The sequence below is a fragment of the Pirellulaceae bacterium genome, from assembly GCA_029243025.1.
GTDB lineage: Bacteria > Planctomycetota > Planctomycetia > Pirellulales > Pirellulaceae.
The window spans coordinates 96793-112962 of the sequence record JAQWSU010000030.1; the positions used below are offsets into that span (position 1 = coordinate 96793).

Below are 16170 nucleotides of genomic sequence, written 5' to 3' on the forward strand. Positions count from 1 at the left end.
CTGAATGTGACTCAGCTCTGTTTCTGAGTCGGTTGTTTTTGACTGCCTGGACGCTTGAAGCTGGCATTCAAGGATTTCCAGTCAATGACCAGCGACCCACCTTTCTTCGTGTGCTGTTTTTCCCAATTCATGAGTAGGTCGAGACAGGCATGATCGATGTAACTTAAGTGCTCGAAATCGATGTGCAGTTCGTAGCCTTCGGGGACTTCATCCAGGGCGGATGCCAGGAAAGGCAAGCGGATGAAGGTGGCAGCGCCCTGCAAACGTAGCGTGGATTTCTCGTTTGCTGGATCTGTTTTGAGATCAGTTGATAGACGAGAAAATGTGTGAAGCAGTTTTACTGCCGCTAGCGCAATTCCCGTCAAGACACCCGTGAGCAGATCGGTACATACGATTGTGCCGAGCGTTGCAAAGTAAATTCCGACTTCACCCCAACCGCATTTTCGTAGATCTCGAATCGCTTTAAAGTTGATTAGCTTGTAGCCCGTATAGACCAACATCGCAGCCAGGGTTGCCGTGGGAATCATTCTTAGCACAAAAGCCAGTAGCGAAACAAATACGAGTAACCAGACGCCGTGCAGGATAGCTGATAATCTCGTTCGCCCTCCGGCATCAACATTGGCTGAGCTTCGCACGATGACGCCTGTCATCGGTAACGCGCCCAAGAAGCCGCAGATCATGTTGCCGATGCCTTGAGCAGCCAACTCACGGTCATATTTTGTGCGGCAGATGGTTTGCATTTGATCTACCGCGGTGGCGCAGAGCAGGGTTTCCGCACTGGCGACGATCGCCAGCACGATACCGGCCTGCAAGATGACGCTGAAGGGAACGGACTGGATGACGACCAGCGAAGGGAAATGGATTTCACTCCATAGGTTGTCCGGCACTTCTACGTAGAGCACGGGCAGTACCAGGAATACGGTGAGTGCTGTGGCGATCACGACTGCCACCAACGGAGCAGGAATGAGCTTGAATTTTTCAGGAATGCAGGCTTTCCAGAGTATCAACAAACAAATCGTGAGCATGCCGATCTTCGCCGCCCAGTCATGATTCTTAAGTTGGGTCAGTACATTTTCCAAGCTAAGTTGAATCTGTTTTTGCGTTGTACGAATCTTTTCAGCACTGCCGGCCGCTAGCTCACTCGTCGAGATCTGCATCTGCTTCAGCGACTCACGAGTTGCTTTACTTAATTGTTCAGGATTGCGGACGGAGTTCAGGATGTTGGTCGATTCAATCTGTTTGATGAGTTTGTTGAGTTGATCTGTTAGTTTTTGCTGTGTTGCAGCAAGCGGTTCAAGTTGCTTTATGTCAGCTGATACAGGGGCTGAATCATGATCCGTGGTTGCACTCGTCCCAGCTTCTTCCGGACTGATTGGAATTCGTTCTGAAATCCGTTCCCGAAGCTGGACTTGTTGCTCATGTAACGACCCAAATTCTTGTAAAAGATCTCGTCGTACGGTTCGTTCCTCGACAGAACCAAGCTCCGGTATCGGCAGCCCTTTTTTGATCGCGGACGGTATCGACAATAGGTTTTGAAGGCCGCTCCCTTTGGGCGCATCGTCAACCATGACATGGAACTGACTCGCCAGAATCAAAACGCCAATACCGGCTAGCATCCCATGGATGACCGCCGGGGAAACCGCTCGAAACCAGCGACCATATCGGAGCAAACCGGCGATTAGTTGGAGCAAACCACCGACTAAGACGGCAAGACCAAGAACCTCGTAGCCATGTTCTTTGACTAATTCGTAAACGATCACAGTAAGTCCGGCAGCGGGTCCGCTCACTTGTAATGGTGCGCCTGCTAGTAAGCCGACAACAATGCCACCGACGATACCGGTGATGAGTCCGGCAGCCACCGGGACACCTGATGCAATCGCGATGCCCATGCAGAGTGGTAAGGCGACCAGAAAGACAACGATTGAGGCCAATAAATCCTGCTTGGGGGCGGAAAACATGCCAGTATCAGCAGTTGGCGTGGGTTGCGAAGTTTCGGGGGAAGTTTTTGAGTCGCCTGTCATGCTCTTTATCCTTAGTTTCCGTCAAACAGATGCTCCGTTGCTCTGACGAACTACGGCGCGAAAGGGTCGGTCGGAGTTCAACGTTCAACTTAGTTTGATGGGGAGGAAGCTACCTTCTTCGGTTTGATAACTGCTGATTTGGCCCGTTTCGAACTCGTAAACCCAGCCGTGCAAGCCTAATTCTTCTCGCTCGATGGCCGCAGCTACTGAGGGATGAGTACGCAGGTTCTCAAGTTGAACCAGCACATTTTCTTCCACGGTTGCCGACAATCGGGCTGCCGGGTCAGTGATTTGAGCATGATTTGTTTCCATCATCTCAAGCGTGGATTCCGCGTGCTTGAGCCAGGAACGGACGGCAGGGAGTTGCTGCAGTTGTTCTTGATGGAGCAAGCCGTTCATCGCTCCGCAATGAGAATGGCCACAAATGACGATGTCTTTGACTCCCAGTACGCTGACTGCATATTCAATGGTGGCAGCTTCGCCGCTGTCGCCCAAACCATATCGAGGAACGAGGTTGCCAGCGTTTCTCAAAATAAACAATTCACCTGGCTCGGTCTGAGTCACTAGATTCGGATCGATGCGAGAATCCGAACAAGTAATGAATAAGGCTAAGGGATTTTGCCCTCTTACCAGATCCGTAAATAGACCTTGCTTGGTGACAAAAACTTCTTTTTGAAACTTGTCCATGCCCGCGATAAGTTTTTGCATGATGGAAACACTTCCAATCTTTGAGTCTTTTGATTTCAGTCGATGGTTTGTTCAAAACAAACTGACGATAACGGACGTTTGGCGAGACTATCGGCCGGGCGCATTTGCCAGAATTGACCGTAGTAATGGAGACTTGCTAGGTGTTAGCATATGCACCCATCGCGAGACAGTTAAACTAAACCACCAATGGCGCAAGACAGCCGTTCGAATATCGATGGCCCGTAGGGTGGAGTAGATTTGATAGATGCTGGAGAGGTTGTTGACTCAGTGCGGGACGCTGTCTGCCTTGTGGCGGACGCTCCTTAAGGTACCAGGCTCGTCGTGGGCGGCTGGCATGAAATTCTTCAGAAATCACTTCCGCTTCCAGTGGTTCAGAACTGCTCAATGAAGGGATTTCTGACACTGGTATGAAAGCAAACAGACTGAGGCAAAGGGCACCCATCAGCTGAAATGATCGGTGGATCGGACTCATGTGCAATCAAGATTTCCAAAAACAACGTTGTTCAACCACATCTTCTCTCCAGTTCACAACCGTACGAAAGACCGGAAAGTACGAAACGCTGCGACAAATTACAAGTTTATTCGCGCTGGATTAATATAGGTTACCAGGAGGCAAAATGACAAGGTATCGATTGTTGCTAAGTCAAAACGCAAGCAAAATGTCCGCCAACGAAGCGGCTAAGCTTTTGGCCCTGAGATTTTAAAGTCTCTTGACCACCGCGTTTTGTACGGCTACTCGGCGAACGTTGCCATGAACTGCATGCACTTATTCATTTGGGGCAGGGGGTGAGTTTTTGTCCAGCCCGCACGTCTTCATTGTATCTTCATATTGAAGCAAACGCGGATGCAGGTTCGGAATGGCTGTCAACATGTGAACGGCTGGTCGTACGCAGTTATTGCGCCGAAGCTTCTTTGAGCAAATAGCACGATGTCGTGGTGAAATCGGTGAAAGGAGGTGAACTGGCAGCCAAGAAAATCAAATTCAACGCGCTGGTCGTGCTAGCATACTTGCGATTGATCGGCTGTTTGACAATTGGCCTGAAACTCGCAACAGGCCGGTTGGTTACGAAGCAGCTTTTCAGCGTTCGTGTTTCCCGTCGTTGCCGTATTTTGGAATGGTCGCTGGATTACTTTAAATGGCGCACTAATGAGCGTTGTCGTGAAGCCTTGGGGCAAGCGGATGCCGTTCGGAATCTAGCGGCGAGAGTTCGCGACCGTCTTTGGCTCGTTCTTGTTCTTCGGCACCGTAAAAGTGGAAAGCTGGGCGCTGCCGAAAAGATTTAGTCTTTTTGCGGAAAGCACCGAATGTTTTGCCGTGTTCGATGCTGGCAAGTTGTATGGATTAAGCTTTTTTTGGCGAGGATCAAGTCGGTAGAGGTTGTATCAAAGAATTGATTTGCTCGTGTCGTGATAGCACCGGAATAGGTTGAATCTTAATGTTTAATCCTATTAGGACTCGCCGATGTTTGATTTGCAACGCCTTTTCGAAGGTTACATCGGAACTCTGCTCGGCGAACAGCACTTAGCAGCAGTACATTTTTACCCAGCAGGCCTAAATTTGCCGGAGTCATATCATGGATCGATATGGGTGCAGTCGAGCGCTACTGATCTTGTTGTTTTCGACGTTTGTGTCGAGTCATTCGATAAGTAGTGAACTCGGTTTTTCAGGTGAGTTTGATGATTCGCCAGCAGAGACAATGACCGTTTCAAAAACCTCTTTTGATCATTTGCTGCGACGTCTTGACGAGTTGGAAGCAACTGTCCTCGAAGACAAGGTTGCTGAGGAAGCTTGCCAGGAAGTCAAGATTATTAGCAAGCCCACGCAGAAGTGGTTTGGACGTCTGCATCTCGACTATTGGGGTTTCCCCAATGAGTCACCCTTGGCGAACGAGTTAGAGACAGGGGATCCGAATACACAGCCTGGCGACTTCATTGGTTTCCGCCGCCTGAGATTTGGTGTGTCGGGCAAGGTCAATGAGACCATGAGATACAAAATTGAAATGGAGTGGGCGGTTCCTAGTGAGCCGACGATGAAGGATGCTTTTTTCGGATGGACCGAGTTGCCATTTTTGCAAACAGTTTTGCTCGGTAATCAAAAACGACCTTATGGATTGGATACGTTGAACTCCAGTCGTTACAACGTCTTTATGGAACGTCCTTTTGTCGTTGAAGCGTACAACCAAGATGCTCGACGGATTGGTCTTCAGTCCTACGGCGTGTCGGAAAACGAGCGTTGGAATTGGCGATACGGTACGTTCTTGATGGATGATCTTCAAGGCTTAGGTCATCAACGAACTAACAACTACCAGCCGGAAGTTGCCGCGCGTCTAGCGAACACGATTTGGTATGACGAAGTTTCCGGTGGCCGTGGATACGCTCATTGGGCCATTTCGGGTGCAGCCTGCTTTCCGGGTGGAGGCGATGATGGGCGATTTCGCACACGACCTGAAGCTCGAAGTAAGAACCGTTGGCTTGATACGGGTAATTTTAATGCCAACAGTTACCAACTATGTGGCCTCGAGGGTGTAGGCAACTTCGGTTCGCTTTCCGTCGTCGGTGAGTATATGTTTTCCCAAGCTCAGCGGTTCAATCAAGCGGACGTTAATTTCGGTGGTGGATACGTCTACGTCGCCTACTGGCTGACCGGTGAATATACGCCCTGGGATCGACGGACTGGATGTATTGGTCGCACGAAACCCCTCGAGAACTTTTTCTTGGTTCGTAACTGTGACGGTGGCTGCAGTTGTGGATGGGGAGCATGGCAGATCGCTGGACGTTACTCGTATGGTGATTACACGGATGAGAACGTATTGGGCGGGATCGGTGAAAGCTTCACCTTTGGCTTGAATTGGTGGTGGAATCCTAACGCTCGGATGCAGTTTAACTACCTCAATGGTCAAATCAGTGACCGACTCGTTGCCGGTGACGCTGGGGACTACAACATCTTCGGTGCTCGTTTCATGGTCGATTTCTAGACCGGATTACAGGAGGCTCGTCCTTCCGAGGCGGCCATTACCGCTAGAGATATTCAGCCAGAAAAAGGTTAAATTCATTAAGAGGCTTAACGATGAAAAATATTTCTCGCCTGATCCCTGTGATCCTATTGCTTTGTTTCGTCACGTCCATTTGGGCGGGTAAGCATGCAAGCAACAACCCCTGTTGTTGCAAGACGGAGTGTCCACGCTGCGATCACGTTTGTGAGCTCTCTGTCGATTTAGAGGACGTAGCGAAGAACTGTTATTGCGTCGAGGAGAAAGCCGTCTGTATTCCTCGTATCGTGTTCCCGTGGCAGAAAAGGGCTTGCTGTGGAAGCCCCAGTTGTGATGGAAGTTGCGACGGTGTCTGCGACGATTACTGTGACGGGAATTGCAATGGCAATTGTGGAGTCAAGTGTTGCCGTTACAACAATGGCGCTTGCACCAAATATGTACGCGTACTGAAAAAATTCGAGTACAAGTGTAAGGTCTGCAAGTACGAATGGAACGCGGAGCTTCCCCAATGCGGTGCAGATGGTTGTTGTGGCAATGGTTGTGATGTGAGCGTGGAAAAACATCACGAGCATGAATCGGAAGGTGAAGGGCATCACGTTCCCAAGGCTCCGCCAGAAGCGACTGCTAAGAACGCAGCACCGAAGGCATTACTTTTGGGGAAAAGCACTCCGTCGGGTGTCAAGCAACGTACCAAGGCTTTGAAGTCAGCTTTTAAGATTTGGTCGAAATAACATGAGGTCGCAACCCGCTCGAATTCTGTTTGCGAGGTGAGTGGAATTCCACCGTTTTTGACTTTTGTTGGCCCGCACGCGTTTATCGCCTGCGGGCCTTTTTTGGCTAGAGAATCACGTTCTGCTGCTTCGACCCATGCTGTTGGCCGATCCAAGGGCGATTAATCAAGCTGAACATCTGGGTGGGAATCCGCTGGCTGAAGAAGGAAAACGGTGAACTCAGGCTACTGGAGTCAGGCTTCGGCAGCTTAACTTGGTAACGAATCTAGCGACGTTTATGGCTCGGAGTTACCATAGAAACTACGGTATCTGTCGGTCAGGGCGCCTTTCAAAAAGGTCTGCCAGCGGATATTCACCAAAAAATCTCGGCACCGAATGCGAAACAATCGCTGGTTATCGCGGGTAGTAGTCTTCGGGATCGTCTGCTTTTCGTTACGAGTCAAATTGAATCATATGAGTATTTCTGAGTTGTCTAATTCTCTGACCTTTTCGTGTCGGTTTGTCGTGTTGGTCGCCTGTCTGATGATGGACCCATCAACGACCGCGATGGCTGCAGACCCCACGTTTGTGGGTCAGCTTTCCACCATGGTTCGTCCTGAGATCGCCAGGGAGATTGAGCTTTCGCCTCGTCAACTGGATCAATTGAATCGACTGATCGATCGTCGCGAATCCGAGGCACTCGAGCTGGCCATTTCATCGCGAGGGCTCGAAGCGGCTGCCCGAAAACAGAAACTTGCCGATTTTGTGACTGAATCTGAGCGACAAGGATTCAAGCTGTTAAGTTCTCGCCAAGCAGCCGCGTTCCGAGTCACGCAGTTAAAGGAAAAAGGCTTGGGCGCATTAGGTGATGCGGACGTTGCCACTAAGCTTGATTTGAAAAAGGAACAAAAGCAACAAGTTCAGCAATTGCTGCAAGCGCGTGATCAAGAATTGACGGGAGCCGACTCGTCGCGCCGAGCAACCGTGCGAGCTGAATATGAACGGCAACTCAACAAAATTCTGAATGAAACGCAACGGCAAAACTGGGGCCGCATGACGACGGTCGATCGTGATTTGGCAGCCTCCGAAGGAAGTAAAGGGGAGCAAGTCGTTGACAAGGTCGCCACTGGCGACCCCGATCGGTCTGTTGGCACTGACGATCAACGCCAAGCGGGACCGGCCTCGGGCAATGGACAGTTGCGATTTAATTTTCGTTACGCACCCTGGAGCGACGTGCTGGACTGGTTCGCCGAGCGAGCCGATTTATCCTTGGTATTGGACGCGCCACCGCCGGGAACCTTCAATTACACCGATAATCAGAGCTACACTCCGGCCCAAGCGATCGATCTCATTAACAGTGTCTTATTGACGAAGGGCTATGTTCTGGTTCGTCGCGAGAGAATGTTGTTGCTGATCAATTTAGAAGATGGCATTCCGCCCAATCTAGTCACGACGGTGCCGGTCAGCGAACTGGATCGTCGTGGTGAATTTGAGTTGGTGAGTTGCTTGTTCCCATTGGAACGTGTGGCTCCGGAAGAGGCCGAAGAGGAAATTAGTGCCTTGATCGGACCGCAGGGAGCGGTCCAAGTCCTCTCCAAGGCAAAACAGTTGTTGGTGACTGAAACGGCTGGACGCTTGCGGACCATCCGGGATGTGTTGCAGGCGGTGGAAGATCCAGATGACCTGCGCAGTCGGCAAGTAACCTTGGTCGATCTGAAACATGTGCGACCGACGGAAGCGTTGCCCGTCATTCGCCAAATGATGGGATTTCCCGAGGAGATGGATGCTGCGCCGGATGGATCGTTTCGGATGACGGTGGATCCCTCGGGCAGGCGGTTAATGCTGAAGGGAAAGGCCGATTTGATTTCGCAAGTGGAAAATATCATCGAGTTAGTTGATGTGCCTCCGAGTCAGGGCATTCTGGACACCCCGCAGATCGAGTTTTACAGCGTTCAGTCCGCTGATCCAGAGTCCGTGTTACAGGTCGTCGAGACCTTGTTGGCAGACGAACCCGACGTGCGTTTGGCGTCGGATCCGAAAACGGGCAACCTAGTGGCCATGGGCCTTCCTTCTCACCATGCGACGATTCGGGCGACGCTTGACCAGATGGAACGAGATGGTCAGTCGATTGAAGTTTTGAAATTGCGCTATATCGATCCGCAACTTGCGATGCTATCGATCAACAAGCTGTTTGGTTCGGGGGAGGAAGGTGGCCGAGCGGCACCTCGTGTTGATGCGGACATCACAACTGGACAATTGATGGTTCGTGGAACCAAATCGCAGATTGAACAGATCCGCGCACTGATGGAGAAAATGGGGGAAATGGATGCGGACGAATCGAGCGATCTCCAAAGGTCACGAAACGTTCGACTCCTGTCGATGTCACCCGGTGAAGCCAGCTCTTTATTAGAGAAAGCGGGACAAATCTGGCCGACCATGCGCAAGAATCGGATTCGTGCCTTCGTACCTGCCGAAGGTCGCTCGATTGTCCCCAGCGACAACCCGACCGATTCAGACGGCGATGCTTCGAATACCCCCGATGGTCCGCCAGAAAAACGTCGCATCTCCGTGCCGGGGACCTTGCGAAGTGGTCAGCATGATCGATTCCAGGAGATTTGGGCAATGGATGATTCTCCGATTCCGACTGCCCGGAAGGAGGCTCCCGAAATCGACCAAGCAAGCCTGCCATGGCTGGGTATGACCCCTATCTCTCAACTCATGGTGCTTTCACCTCAATCGGATTCCACTCAGCCGAGTCGTTCGACCCAGGAGAATGCGGATGTGATGAGCGATTTGGCTGCAATCGCGAAGGACAATCGCGAAAGTGTTCCTGGTGCCGATATCGTGGTAGCCGAGAGTCCGCAAGGATTGATGATTGCTTCTCGTGATCTTGAGGCATTGAACGAGTTTGAACAACTGTTACTGTCATTGTCAGAACGCGAGATGGCGGGCAGCGAATTTGCTGTCTTTTATCTGCGGCACGCGACGGCGGAATCTGCCGCTGCTGTCCTGATGGATGTGCTGGGAGGAGGCGGTGCATCGTCGGCGAACAGTGCACCCGCGGGCGGGGGCCTGTTGGGCAGTCTCGCCGGTGCGGCTTTGGGAGATGCGGGCGGCGGGCTTGTTGGATCATTGTTAGGCCTCGATGGCGATGGGGGGGCTGCGTCTTATTCATCATCCGGATCCTTCAAAATTATCTCTGAACCACGTCTGAACTTTCTCATCGTGCAAGCCAATCTTCAAGACATGCAGTTAATCGAAGCGATGTTGGAAGTGATCGATCAACGCAAAAGCACGGTCGTTGTAGAGACCATCCCGGCTCCGAGATTAATTCCTGTTCGTAACACGAGTGCAGAAGAAATCGCGGGGATTGTGCGGGAAGTTTATGCGAACCGACTTGCCAATGGTGGCGGGTCACAACGGCAGCCGTCACCGGAGGAGTTCATCAAGGCTCTGCGTGGTGGCGGAGGCAAAGGTGGCGGAGATCGTGCTGCGGAAGAACAAAATAAATTGACAATCGGTGTGGATAAACGGCGGAATTCATTGGTTGTTGCTGCTCCTGATGCTCTGTTTGAAGAAGTGAAAGTGTTAGTTGGGCATTTGGATCAAGTAGATAATGCGGTGATGGAAATGACACGCGTGATCACGTTGCGGAAGGCCGATCCGGAGTTGGTGCGGCAGGCCCTGGCTCAGTTGGTCGGCGAAGCGCCCTCCGCCTCTACGAATCAAATTCCGACGTCGACCGCTTCGGGCGGTGGTAGTTTATCCTCCAGCAAATCGGCGGATTCCGCCTCACAGTCGCAAAAAAAACGGGGCGGATCCCGACCCGGTAACGATTTGAACGAGATGCGCCGCGGCCTGGAATTCATGCGAGCTCTCCAGCAATCAGGCTCTGGCGGTGGTAAGCGATCGGGCCGTGGTAGACGGTAATCACGGGGCGTTAAAGGTCCCGTGAATCCGAGCGCGAACGGTGTCTGTTCACGACTTTTTCGGCGCTAGGATGTTCCGAGCTTCTCTTGTCATGTATCCTGCTGGTCATGACTCTTAATTATCTTGATTGGTTGATCATCGTCGCCTACTTTGGCGTTACCTTGTCGATTGGCCTCGGGTTCAGCAAGCGTGCCGGGCGGAGCCTGACCGATTATTTCATCTCGGGCCGTTCGTTGCCCTGGTGGATCGCGGGCACCTCGATGGTCGCCACGACATTTGCCGCCGATACTCCGTTGGCTGTCACGGGACTGGTTGCCAAGAACGGGCTCGCTGGTAATTGGTTTTGGTGGTCATTTGCATTGGGTGGCATGTTCACCGTCTTTGTCTACGCTCGGATGTGGCGCCGTGCCGAAGTCTTGACCGACGTTGAATTGGTTGAATTGCGTTATGCAGGGAAACCAGCAGCCAGTTTACGTTTTGTCCGTGCACTCTACATCGCGCTCGTGGTGAACCCGATCATCATTGGTTGGGTGACCGGTGCGATGTTGACCATCTTGAAAGAAACAGTGCTTTCCGGGGCCGGGCCGATCCTTGGAGACGGTCGTTGGGATGACTGGTTGATCATCATCGCCTGTTTGACGGTGGTGGGTATCTATTGCAGCCTGTCGGGTTTATGGGGCGTCGCAATTACCGACTTCATTCAGTTTTTTGTCGCCATGGCTGGGTGCATCATGTTGGCCTATGTGGCGGTCGAGCACATTGGTGGCATGGAGGCTTTGCAGACGAAAGTGGCGGCGAATTTTGGCGATGGACAAGCTTTTCGATTCTTGCCCGATTTCCAAGTAGCCGATCCTTGGATGCCACTTCACATCTTCATGATTTTCTTGTTTGTGCAGTGGTGGGCAACCTGGTATCCAGGTGCTGAACCGGGTGGCGGAGGATACATCGTTCAGCGGATGGCGGCTTGTAAGGATGAACGCCATGCATTGTTGGCGACCCTTTGGTATCAGGTCGCCCATTATTGCATCCGTCCATGGCCCTGGTTGCTCGTCGCCTTTGTGGCACTGGCCGCCTATCCGGAAATTCGCCAGGCGGGACTCGGGCAGCCTGTGCCAGGATATGACGGATTAAAACCTGAGAGCGGTTTCGCTTGGGTGATTCGAGATATGAGCCCTCATGGTTTGCGAGGCTTGATGCTGGTAACCTTCTTCGCTGCTTTCATGTCAACCATTAGCACGCAGATGAATTGGGGGGCCTCGTATCTGATGCGTGATGTTTATCAGCGTTTCGTTGCACCGACCGCCAGCGATCGCCAGTTGACGAACGTTTCACGCATCGTTTCGCTGGGCGTTTTGTTCATCGGTGGATTTGTGGCATATCAAATGCGAGACGTATCCGTCGATGATGCTTGGAAACTTTTGGTTGCATTAGGTGCTGGGACGGGAGCTGTTTTCATGCTGCGTTGGTTCTGGTGGAGGATTAACGCGTGGTCTGAGATCGTCGCCATGATTGCTTCGTTGGGCTATTTTCTCATCATCAGTCGTTGGTTCCCTCAGTGGGTGACAGATGATCCGAGTGGCGAAACCGCTTTGGGACGATTCGCGAAATTTGTCGAACCGTCAGAAGTGCAAGGTTTCGTGGTGGCTATCTTGACGATTGTTACTTGGTTGATTGTCACCTTTTTGACTCCGCCTGAAAGTGACCAAACGCTCTTAGCATTTTTCAAAAAAGTTCGCCCGGGTGGCCCCGGTTGGAAACCGATCGCCGCACAAGCGCCAGACGTCCAAGTCGATCGTCATCTTGGTTGGGCCATTTTGGCGGCGATTATCGCGGCAGGCATGGTCTATTTGACGATTCCAGCAATTGGGATGTTGCTGTTTGGACAAAATCTGCGCGGCATCGTCTGTTTGCTGGCGGCTGCCGGTTGTGCGGTGTTGGTCATTTTGCTGACCCGACGTATCGGCTGGAAGAACATCGTTTAAGGGATCGGGTGGGTTGAGGCAACTGAGCTGAATGACGGTCCCCGTCGACAGGATGCAATAGACGCCAAAGGAAATGAAAATGAAAGCGAAGAGCCAACTTGCGCCACTCGTGCAGCAAATCAGTGATGCGGAAAGCCCCGTCGGGATGGATGCCGTTTATGTGCATGCCCTCATTCTCGACAAATTGACACAGATTGAGGAGCGTTTGCAGCGACTCGAACAACAGCAACAACAGCAACAACAGCAACAGTGATACACGATGTCGACACTTATCAAAAACGCAACCGTAGTTCTACCCAATGAAATGGCCCAGGTGTCCGTCTTGATGGAAGGTCATCAGATCGCGCGGATTGACCCGGCAGTCCAGCAGACGGCCGATCAAGTAATCGATGCAACCGGACTGCATTTGTTGCCTGGTGTGATTGACGATCAGGTGCATTTTCGCGAGCCTGGTCTGACTCACAAAGAGGATCTGTCGCATGCCACAGCGGCCTGCGCGAAAGGGGGTGTAACGACGTTTTTTGATATGCCCAATACGGTTCCGCCGACGACAAGTTGTGATGCGTTGCAAGCCAAGCTGCAGTTGGGAGCTCAGCATAGTATCGTCAATTACGGTTTTTATATCGGTGCAACCGTTGATAATGTGTCGGAACTCAAAAAAGCAAAGCGAACGCCTGGAATCAAAATCTTTATCGGCTCAAGCACTGGCAATATGTTGGTTGATGAGCAGGCTGCGCTCGAAGCGATCTTCGCGGAAACGACGTTGCCGATCACAGCTCACTGCGAGGATGAGACAACTGTTCGCGCTAATGCGGCTCGCCTGGCTGGGTCAAACGATGTGGCTGTCCATTCTCAAGTTCGCGATCACGAGGCAGCATTCATCGCAACGGGTCGCGCTGTCGATTTGGCGAAACGACACCGACATCGCTTTCATGTATTGCACGTGTCGACGGCGGCTGAGATCGACTTGTTCCGGGAGCATGATTCATTGTTAACGGCCGAGGCTTGTCCCCACCATTTACTGTTCAACGTTAATGATTACCCCCGGTTGGGAACATTGGTGCAAATGAATCCCTCGGTGAAGAATCCGGCTGACAATGAGGGGATTTGGCAAGCGTTGTTGGAAGGGGCGATCCAGGTGATTGCGACCGATCATGCACCTCACACAATGACTGAGAAACAAACACGCTATCCCGATTCCCCCTCAGGATTACCCGCCGTGGAAAACTCGTTGGCATTGATGCTCGATCAAGTCAATCACGGTCGCTGTACATTGCAACAAGTGGTTCACTGGATGTGCGATGCACCGGCCAGGGTTTGGGATGTGGTCAACAAAGGTCGAATTGAAGAGGGATATGATGCCGATTTGGTCTTGGTTGATTTGGAAAAACGTCAACCTGTTTTGAATGAACACCAGTTGACGAAGTGTGGATGGAGCCCTTGGCACGAGCAAGTTCTGCAGGGTTGGCCGGTCGCTACGTGGGTGCGGGGCCATCAAGTATTTGGGGCCAATGGAGTCGATCGATCGCACCGAGGTGACGAGGTTCAGTTCGATCACCAAAGAGGTGGTTATTGGGCGTAACCAGTCGGTCGGTTTTAACTATTCGATCTCCACGCCGATCTTGGCTGCTCGCAACACCATCGCTCGCTGAAAGTAGGGGAATGGATACGGCTTTTTGCGGCGAGCCCAACCGAATGTGCTTCGTACGAGAGGTGAGGGCAGACGCCCAGCGTCGACCAAGGCAACCACTCTGTCGACAAAGGCAAATTCTGAGGGTAAGCGAGCTTTAAGTCCCTTTTGGAGTTCATCTTTGAGCGAAGGGCCCCGTTGGGCGATCGTGTCGCTTGCCCAGGTGGATGGCAAGGAGAGCGCGACGGGTGCTGCATAGACCAGTAGCAACGCAATGACAGCGACGGTCGACAGCGTGATCCGCATGTTTGACGACTCCATTTCCGAGAACGGCCGTTTTTTGAGCCAGACAAGTTACTCATGCCAGGAAGGGACGGCGGGTTGTAACGGATGCACGTCGATGGGCCAAGATGAATTTGCAATCAGAAGGTCGAATTAAGAGCGAATAGGCAAAAATCGGCACGAATTTCGGCCGTTTGACGAATTTTAGCGGTGGAATGGCGATTCGATTGTAAAGATTGGCCGGAACGGGTACGACAAGATTTGACACTGCCGTTAGATCAGATCTATACTCGGTTCTGCCTCAAATCGACTTTGTTTGATTTGTTCCTGGCAATCGTGTTTGGCTTCACTCGAAGGAGATAATCGAATGCTCGTCATTCCTGGACAGCGTGGAAAAGATCTTTGTGATTCGAACGATGGTGTTTCACGGCGCGAATTGTTGCGAGTGGGCGGATCGGCGTTGCTTGGATTGAATTTGGCAGGGATTCTCAAGTCGGAAAAAGAGGTTCGCGGCAACGAGACGTATGCTGGCGGACCAGGCTTTGGTCAAGCCAAGAGCGTGATCATGGTTTATCTCCAAGGTGGACCCAGCCATTTGGATCTCTGGGACCCGAAGGATGATGTGCCGGATAATGTTCGCAGCGTCTTCAAGCGAATTCCTTCCAAAGTGCCCGGTATTGATGTCACGGAAAACATGCCGAAGCTTGCTGAGATCACCGACAAGCTAACTTTGATTCGTTCGATGAGTTACACGCCAAATGGTCTGTTTAACCACACGGCGGCCATCTACCAGATGCATACCGGATACACGGCGGACAAGGTCAGTCCTTCCGGCCAGCTCGAACCACCGACGCCGAAAGACTTTCCTACCTTCGGGTCAAACATCATTCGAATGAAGCCGCCTGAAGTGCCGATGCTGCCATTCGTAATGATGCCACGACCGTTGCAGGAAAGTAATGTGGTCGGGAAAGGCGGTACGGCCGGATTCTTGGGGCGTGCTTTTGATCCGTACACCCTGTTCCCGTCCGGTGGGGATATGGACATGGCAAAGATGGATCGTGTCAATGTTGACGATTTGAAGTTACGATCCGAAGTAACACCCACTCGATTGCAGCGCCGGGCCCGTTTGCGCGACTTAATCAATGCCGGAATGCCCGACATTGACCGGGCTGTTGCCAAGTATGATTTAGATGCTTATTACGATACGGCGTTGAGTTTAATCGTTTCCGGTCGAGCTCGTGAGGCGTTTGATTTGAGATTGGAGCCGGATGCGACGCGTGATACCTACGGACGGACCACATTCGGTCAGAGTTGCCTGCTGGCTCGTCGATTGGTCGAAGCCGGGACACGAGTCGTCGAAGTCATTTGGCCCAAGGTTGCCAACTCCGACAACCATTCCTGGGATCATCACGTCGATCTTTCCAAACGGATGAAGACGCAGTCCGCTCCTATGTTGGATTCAGGGCTCTCGGCATTGATCGCCGACTTGGATGAGCGCGGTTTGCTTGACGAGACCTTAGTCGTCGCAGTGGGCGAGTTCGGTCGCAGTCCACAGCGCGGTTTAAGTACCTCAGGTAACGGGAATTCCGATGACGGACGTGATCATTGGCCTTACTGTTACACCGCATGCCTCGCCGGTGCAGGTATCAAGCGGGGTGCTGTTTACGGTCAATCGGACAAGACGGCCTCCGCGCCGTTGGAAAAGCCGGTTCATCCGACTGAGTTGTTAGCGACGATTTATCACGCTGTCGGCCTCAATCCGCAAATGATTGTTTACAATCACCTGAATCAGCCTCGTGAAATGGTGAAGTCCGCGGCGGTCACGTCACTCTACGGCTAACTGTAAGAATCGTTTCACCGCCGGTGCTTGCTGCACGATCTTGAGCAGGGTGACGCTGCGCGCTGCTCAATTCCATC

The 16170-nt window shown here is 52.0% G+C and carries 11 protein-coding genes; 7 read left to right on the forward strand and 4 right to left on the reverse strand.

Features of this window, described 5'->3' with window-relative positions; all coding sequences use genetic code 11:
• Positions 1 to 11: 11 nt before the first annotated feature.
• Together P8N76_13100 and P8N76_13105 are read right to left on the reverse strand one after the other, a co-directional pair.
• Entirely contained in the window at positions 12 to 2021 is a 2010-nt protein-coding gene (locus P8N76_13100; protein MDG2382599.1) for a SulP family inorganic anion transporter, read from the reverse strand.
• Between the two features lie 84 nt (positions 2022 to 2105).
• Entirely contained in the window at positions 2106 to 2729 is a 624-nt protein-coding gene (locus tag P8N76_13105) for a carbonic anhydrase (protein ID MDG2382600.1), read from the reverse strand.
• A 936-nt stretch (positions 2730 to 3665) separates the two neighbouring features.
• Between P8N76_13105 and P8N76_13110 the strand changes: the two genes are divergently transcribed.
• Positions 3666 to 4013 carry a hypothetical protein gene (locus P8N76_13110; protein MDG2382601.1) on the forward strand — a complete coding sequence of 116 codons (348 nt, stop codon included), beginning with the start codon at positions 3666 to 3668 and terminating at the stop codon, positions 4011 to 4013.
• A gap of 290 nt (positions 4014 to 4303) precedes the next feature.
• On the forward strand, positions 4304 to 5704 hold the full coding sequence (locus P8N76_13115) for a porin (protein MDG2382602.1): 1401 nt from the start codon (positions 4304 to 4306) through the stop codon (positions 5702 to 5704).
• 239 nt (positions 5705 to 5943) lie between these two features.
• Here the strand turns inward: P8N76_13115 and P8N76_13120 are convergent, their stop codons facing one another.
• The gene (locus P8N76_13120; GenBank protein MDG2382603.1) at positions 5944 to 6315 is read right to left on the reverse strand and encodes a hypothetical protein; all 372 of its coding nucleotides are present in this window, start codon (positions 6313 to 6315) and stop codon (positions 5944 to 5946) included.
• Positions 6316 to 6972: 657 nt separating this feature from the next.
• Between P8N76_13120 and P8N76_13125 the strand changes: the two genes are divergently transcribed.
• The 4 genes from P8N76_13125 (at position 6973) to P8N76_13140 (ending at position 13923) form a co-directional block, all read left to right on the forward strand.
• On the forward strand, positions 6973 to 10359 hold the full coding sequence (locus P8N76_13125) for a secretin N-terminal domain-containing protein (protein MDG2382604.1): 3387 nt from the start codon (positions 6973 to 6975) through the stop codon (positions 10357 to 10359).
• Between the two features lie 86 nt (positions 10360 to 10445).
• Complete coding sequence (locus P8N76_13130; GenBank protein MDG2382605.1) at positions 10446 to 12341, forward strand: Na+:solute symporter; 1896 nt, start codon at positions 10446 to 10448, stop codon at positions 12339 to 12341.
• A 79-nt stretch (positions 12342 to 12420) separates the two neighbouring features.
• On the forward strand, positions 12421 to 12594 hold the full coding sequence (locus P8N76_13135) for a hypothetical protein (GenBank protein ID MDG2382606.1): 174 nt from the start codon (positions 12421 to 12423) through the stop codon (positions 12592 to 12594).
• Between the two features lie 6 nt (positions 12595 to 12600).
• The gene (locus tag P8N76_13140; GenBank protein ID MDG2382607.1) at positions 12601 to 13923 is read left to right on the forward strand and encodes a dihydroorotase; all 1323 of its coding nucleotides are present in this window, start codon (positions 12601 to 12603) and stop codon (positions 13921 to 13923) included.
• 18 nt (positions 13924 to 13941) lie between these two features.
• On the opposite strand, the gene P8N76_13145 is transcribed toward P8N76_13140, so the two are convergent.
• Entirely contained in the window at positions 13942 to 14277 is a 336-nt protein-coding gene (locus P8N76_13145; GenBank protein MDG2382608.1) for a hypothetical protein, read from the reverse strand.
• A gap of 343 nt (positions 14278 to 14620) precedes the next feature.
• On the opposite strand from P8N76_13145, the gene P8N76_13150 reads away from it, so the two are divergent.
• Positions 14621 to 16093, forward strand: a complete 1473-nt coding sequence (locus tag P8N76_13150; protein ID MDG2382609.1) for a DUF1501 domain-containing protein — start codon at positions 14621 to 14623, stop codon at positions 16091 to 16093.
• Positions 16094 to 16170: the final 77 nt, after the last annotated feature.

Coding starts and splice junctions, on each gene's coding strand:
- P8N76_13150 (MDG2382609.1), top strand. CDS start 14,621: ATGCTCGTCATTCCTGGACAGCGTGGAAAAGATCTTTGTGATTCGAAC.
- P8N76_13135 (MDG2382606.1), top strand. CDS start 12,421: ATGAAAGCGAAGAGCCAACTTGCGCCACTCGTGCAGCAAATCAGTGAT.
- P8N76_13105 (MDG2382600.1), bottom strand. CDS start 2,729: ATGCAAAAACTTATCGCGGGCATGGACAAGTTTCAAAAAGAAGTTTTT.
- P8N76_13145 (MDG2382608.1), bottom strand. CDS start 14,277: ATGCGGATCACGCTGTCGACCGTCGCTGTCATTGCGTTGCTACTGGTC.
- P8N76_13125 (MDG2382604.1), top strand. CDS start 6,973: ATGATGGACCCATCAACGACCGCGATGGCTGCAGACCCCACGTTTGTG.
- P8N76_13100 (MDG2382599.1), bottom strand. CDS start 2,021: ATGACAGGCGACTCAAAAACTTCCCCCGAAACTTCGCAACCCACGCCA.
- P8N76_13140 (MDG2382607.1), top strand. CDS start 12,601: ATGTCGACACTTATCAAAAACGCAACCGTAGTTCTACCCAATGAAATG.
- P8N76_13115 (MDG2382602.1), top strand. CDS start 4,304: ATGGATCGATATGGGTGCAGTCGAGCGCTACTGATCTTGTTGTTTTCG.